A 4530-nucleotide genomic window follows, 5' to 3' on the forward strand; every position below is an offset into this window, starting at 1 on the left:
CAGGTCACGCTGGCCACGCAAGAACAGTTCGTGCCGCAGATGATCAACTTCGAAGTGGTGGGCGGCGTCAATTTCAAGAAGGGCTGCTATCCGGGCCAGGAAATCGTCGCACGCAGCCAGTACCTGGGCAAGCTCAAGCGCCGCGCGGTGCTCGCCAGCGTCGCCGCCACCGGCATCACCGCCGCCACCGAAGTATTTTCCAGCAACGATCCGGAGCAGCCGTGCGGCATGATCGTCAATGCCGAAGCCGATAGCGCGCACAGCAGCCTGTGCCTGCTGGAGATCAAGCTCGCCGCGCTGGAAAACGGCACGGTACACCTGGGTTCGGCCACCGGCGCGCAATTGCAGTTCCATGCGCTGCCGTATTCGATCATCGACGTCACCGACACAGAACTGTCGGCCTGAGCCCGCGATGAGCACCAATCTGTATATCTATTACAAGGTCGCCGCCAGCCGCGCACAGGAATTCGATCATGTTGCGGCGGCCATGCAGGCCGAGCTGTCGCTGCAGCATCAGGTCAATACCGCGCTCAAGCGCAGTGCGGAAATAAAAGATGAACACCACACCTGGATGGAAGTGTATTCTTCGGTGCCGCCGGATTTCGCGCAAGTGATAGACCAGGCGGTTGCCAAGCACGGCCTCGCCGCCTTGATCGACGGCCCTCGTCATACTGAATTTTTTGTCAATATTTCATCATGTGCTTGATTGTTTTTGCGTGGCAAGTGATTCCGGGCTCTCCGCTGATAGCCGCCGCCAACCGCGATGAGTTCTATGCGCGTCCAAGCGCTGCCGCCAGCTGGTGGGAAGATCAGCCCGACATCTATGCCGGCCGCGACCTGCAGGACGGCGGCACCTGGATCGGCATCACCCGCGGCGGCCGCTTTGCCGCCATCACCAACGTCCGGGCGCCGACGGAACGGCGGCCCGATGCCCCCAGCCGCGGCGCGCTGGTGGCGGATTTCCTTGCCAGTAAAAAAACGGCGGCGGAATATGTCGCTGAAATCGCAGTCGATGCCGCGCGTTTCAACGGCTTCAACCTGCTGGTCGGCGACGGCAGCCAGCTGATCTGGTATTCCAATAAGGGCGAGGACGATGCGCGCAACGGCCAGCCGCTGGCGCCCGGCGTGTATGGTTTGTCGAACGCGACTCTGGACGTCTGCTGGCCCAAGGTGGTGCGCACCAAGGCGCAATTCTCCAGCCTGCTGTGCCAGGGCGCGCCCGATGCCTGCTTCTTCGACATGCTCAGCGACACCACCCGTTCCGGCGATTGCCGCCTGCCGTCCACCGGCGTCAGCATTGAAACCGAACGCATGCTGTCAGCCGTGTTCATCGAATCGCCGGATTACGGTACGCGCGCTTCTACCATCGTACGGCTAAAGGCGAATGGCAGCGCCATGCTGCACGAGCGGATTGCGACGCCCTCAGGCGCGCCTTGCCACACTCACGCGTCATCCAAATCCGCCGGCCGCTGCACGCGCTGACGGCAAACTCCTGCCCGCTGTCAGCACAGGCAGGCCCGCTACTCAGCTGAAATTCAGCTGAAAACGTGGCGCATGCAGACATGCGCAATCCCTGCTTCGTAATATTCCTCGCCGTCGCGGACAAAACCTTGGCGGCCGTAAAACGCTTCCGCCTGGGTCTGCGCATTCAGCACCACTTCGCGGTCGCCACGCTGGCGTGCCTGCGCCATCAGGGCTTGCAGGATCGCGGCGCCTATGCCCTGCCCGCGTCCCGCCGCGCGCACCGCCATGCGGCCGATATGGCCGTCCGGCAGCAGGCGGCCGGTGCCGATGGCGTAGCCGTTCTCGTCATGGGCGACGGCGTGCAGGCAGTGCTCATCCATGTCGTCCCATTCCAGTTCGACCGGAATTTTCTGCTCGATCACGAAGACGTCGAAACGCACTGCGCGGGCGTCCGCTTTCTGTAGCGCCCAGTTGTCGACTGTCAGGTGAAATTTCATGTTTTCTGGATTGTTCATGGTCGATTGTCAGCCAGGTTTGATCTTGAGTGCGGCGCGGTTGTGCCGCAGATATTTGAAGGTGCCCATGGCTTTTGCCACCAGATGATCGCCATGCCATAGCTCGGCTTCGCAAAAACACATGGTGGTGGATTGATGAAAAGCCCGGCCCTTGGCCACCAGCCGGGCGCCGGTGCGCCCCGCCGGCTGCAGGAAACTGGTTTTCATCTCGACGGTGACGGCCGCTTCGGACTGCGGCAAGAGCGAGCGTCCCGCCAGCGCCATGACCACATCGAGCATGGTCATCGAGACGCCGCCATGAGTGACCTGCCAGCTGTTCATGTGGTGCGGCTGCAAAGTCAGGGCCAGCTCGGCCGCGCCCTCGCCCATCTCGACGAATTCGACGCCGAGATAGCTCAGGAAGGGATTGTCGATCGGAAAAACGTGAGAAGGAAACATGCGGCCGCTCAGCTCAGGTAATCCATGCACTGGCGCGCCTCGCGCACGGCGCCGAAGAAGGGCTTGATGGCGACGTGGGCCGGGTGGTTCTGATAGGCGTCCAGCGCCGCCTGCGATTCAAATTCGGAATTCAGCAAGACGTCATAGGTTGCTTCCAAGCCGGGCTGGGCCACTACCGCTTCGAACCTGATCATGCCAGGTACGATGCCGGCGCAGCTGTCCAGCAGGGTCTTGAGTTTCAGCGCATTGCTGGCCTTGTCGGCGCCTTCGGCGTGCTCTTTCAACTTCCACAATACGATGTGCTTAAGGGTCGCGCTCATGGGATCTCTGCTCTCTGATAGGAATGAATGCCGCGCACGCCTGAAACGCCAGTGCAGCGGCCAATCCGTCATTTTACATTCTTGGCGCGGCGCTGCCTCGGGCCGCTGGTTTACTCGGTCAACAATTTATACGCAATCGTCCACATGGTAAGCCCCACCACGACTTCCAATATGCGCCAGGAAAGCGGCTTGGCAAAGATAGGCCGCAGCAAGGCCGCGCCATAGCCGAGCGCAAAAAAGAACACCAGCGAAGCCAGCATGGCGCCGCCGGCAAACCCGGCTTTGTCGTCTGGGAACTGGGTGGAGATGGAACCGATCAGCAGAACCGTATCGAGATAGACGTGCGGATTGAGCCAGGTCAGCGCGGCGCAAGTCAGCAAGGTCGGCAACAAGGCGGCTTGCGTATCTTCGCCCTGCTGCAGCACGGCCGACGATTTCCAGGCAGTGTAGAAGCTGCGTGCGCCGTACAGGAACAGGAAGGCGGCGCCGCCGTAACGCATGACGCTGGTCAGCCATGGCGCTTGCTGGATGATGATCGCCAGGCCGGTCACGCCCAGCAGTATGAGGATGGCGTCGGAGACGGCGCAGGTCAGGCAGACCCAGAACACATGCTCGCGCTTCAATCCCTGCTTGAGAACGAAGGCGTTTTGCGAACCGATCGCCAGGATCAGCGACAGGGAAAGGGAAAAACCCGAAATTGCAGCAGTCATGCATCTCCAACGTCAATAATGTCCCGCCAGCCGTATTGGCTCGGAGCCGGCATTGTAAACCAGCCGGGTGCAAGCCTTATTGCCGGCCCGTCAATGCAGGTTGGAAGACCATTTGCCGCCGTCCGCATTTTCGACCACGCCCTTGCGCCGCTCGGCGACGAAACGCGCCATGTCCGGATCGGTAATGAAACTGGCGGCGGAGCTCGCCTGCAGGATAGCGTCGGGCGATTGCGGCTTGGCGACGATAAAGCCTTGCACATAATCGACCCCCAGCTTGGCCAGCGCCTCGATCATGGCGCAATCCTCGACCCACTCGGCGATGCTCTTCATGCCGAGATTGCGGGCCAGCTCGACGATCGCTTCCACGATCGCCTCGTTGGCCGGGTGCATGTTCATGCTTTGAATGAATGCGCCGTCGATTTTAAGGGCGTCCGCCGACAGACTCTTGAGATAGGTGAACGAGGTATAGCCGGCGCCGAAATCGTCCAGCGCCACCTTGGCGCCCAGCGCCTGCAGCCGCTCGATGATGCGGCTGGTATGATCAAGATCGTGCAGCGCCACGCTTTCGGTCACCTCGATGCACAGCAAAGGCACCACGCGCAGATGCTTTTCCAGGATCAGGAAAAGATCCTGGATGAATTTTTCATCGTTGAGCGAGGCTCCGCTCAGATTCACGCAGACGAATTTGGTCCGCGGCAGCTGCGCCTGGTGCTGGTCGAGCCACTCCAGCACGGTCGCCATGACCCAGCGGTCGATCACCGCGATACTACCGTTTTCCTCCGCCGCCGCGATCACCCGGGTGGCCGGCACCACTTTGTTGTCGGCATCGCGCAGCCTGAGCAGGACCTCAAAATTGAGCGAGTCTTCCGGATGCCGCAGCGACATGATCGGCTGCATTTCGACAAACAGGCCGGAGGGCAGGAATTCGCCGCCCAGTCTTTCGATCAGGCTGAGTTCTTCCAGCCGCTCGCGGAACACCGGCGCATTCTTGTGATACACCACGATGTGTTCGTTATGGGCTTTCTTGGCTTCGCGGCAGGCGCGGTCAGCCGCGGAAATGGCGTCCTGCACCCGCATGCCGGC

Annotated in this window: 8 protein-coding genes; 3 read left to right on the forward strand and 5 right to left on the reverse strand. The window is 61.2% G+C overall.

Annotation, left to right across the window (positions count from 1 at the left end):
- The 3 genes from VNZ65_RS14045 to VNZ65_RS14055 all read left to right on the forward strand — a co-directional run.
- Positions 1-405, forward strand: a 405-nt coding sequence (locus VNZ65_RS14045) for a YgfZ/GcvT domain-containing protein (RefSeq protein WP_414649133.1), incomplete at its 5' end; no start/stop codon positions are given.
- Positions 406-412: 7 nt separating this feature from the next.
- Positions 413-706: a DUF4936 family protein gene (locus tag VNZ65_RS14050; RefSeq protein ID WP_325670010.1), complete on the forward strand. Its 294-nt coding sequence runs from the start codon at positions 413-415 to the stop codon at positions 704-706.
- Positions 697-1482, forward strand: a complete 786-nt coding sequence (locus VNZ65_RS14055; RefSeq protein ID WP_325670012.1) for an NRDE family protein — start codon at positions 697-699, stop codon at positions 1480-1482. Before VNZ65_RS14050 ends, VNZ65_RS14055 begins: the two co-directional genes overlap by 10 nt.
- A gap of 53 nt (positions 1483-1535) precedes the next feature.
- On the opposite strand, the gene VNZ65_RS14060 is transcribed toward VNZ65_RS14055, so the two are convergent.
- The 5 genes from VNZ65_RS14060 to VNZ65_RS14080 form a co-directional block, all read right to left on the reverse strand.
- Positions 1536-1961, reverse strand: a complete 426-nt coding sequence (locus VNZ65_RS14060; RefSeq protein WP_325670022.1) for a GNAT family N-acetyltransferase — start codon at positions 1959-1961, stop codon at positions 1536-1538.
- A 27-nt stretch (positions 1962-1988) separates the two neighbouring features.
- Positions 1989-2417 (reverse strand): PaaI family thioesterase, encoded by a 429-nt coding sequence (locus VNZ65_RS14065; RefSeq protein ID WP_325670014.1) that lies wholly within the window; start codon positions 2415-2417, stop codon positions 1989-1991.
- Between the two features lie 8 nt (positions 2418-2425).
- Positions 2426-2737, reverse strand: coding sequence for a Dabb family protein (locus tag VNZ65_RS14070; protein ID WP_325670016.1), 312 nt, complete (start codon positions 2735-2737; stop codon positions 2426-2428).
- A gap of 110 nt (positions 2738-2847) precedes the next feature.
- Positions 2848-3447: a LysE/ArgO family amino acid transporter gene (locus tag VNZ65_RS14075; protein ID WP_325670018.1), complete on the reverse strand. Its 600-nt coding sequence runs from the start codon at positions 3445-3447 to the stop codon at positions 2848-2850.
- Positions 3448-3537: 90 nt separating this feature from the next.
- Positions 3538-4530, reverse strand: a 993-nt coding sequence (locus tag VNZ65_RS14080; RefSeq protein WP_325670020.1) for an EAL domain-containing protein, incomplete at its 5' end; no start/stop codon positions are given.

This window comes from Collimonas sp. (assembly GCF_035566555.1).
GTDB lineage: Bacteria > Pseudomonadota > Gammaproteobacteria > Burkholderiales > Burkholderiaceae_D > Collimonas.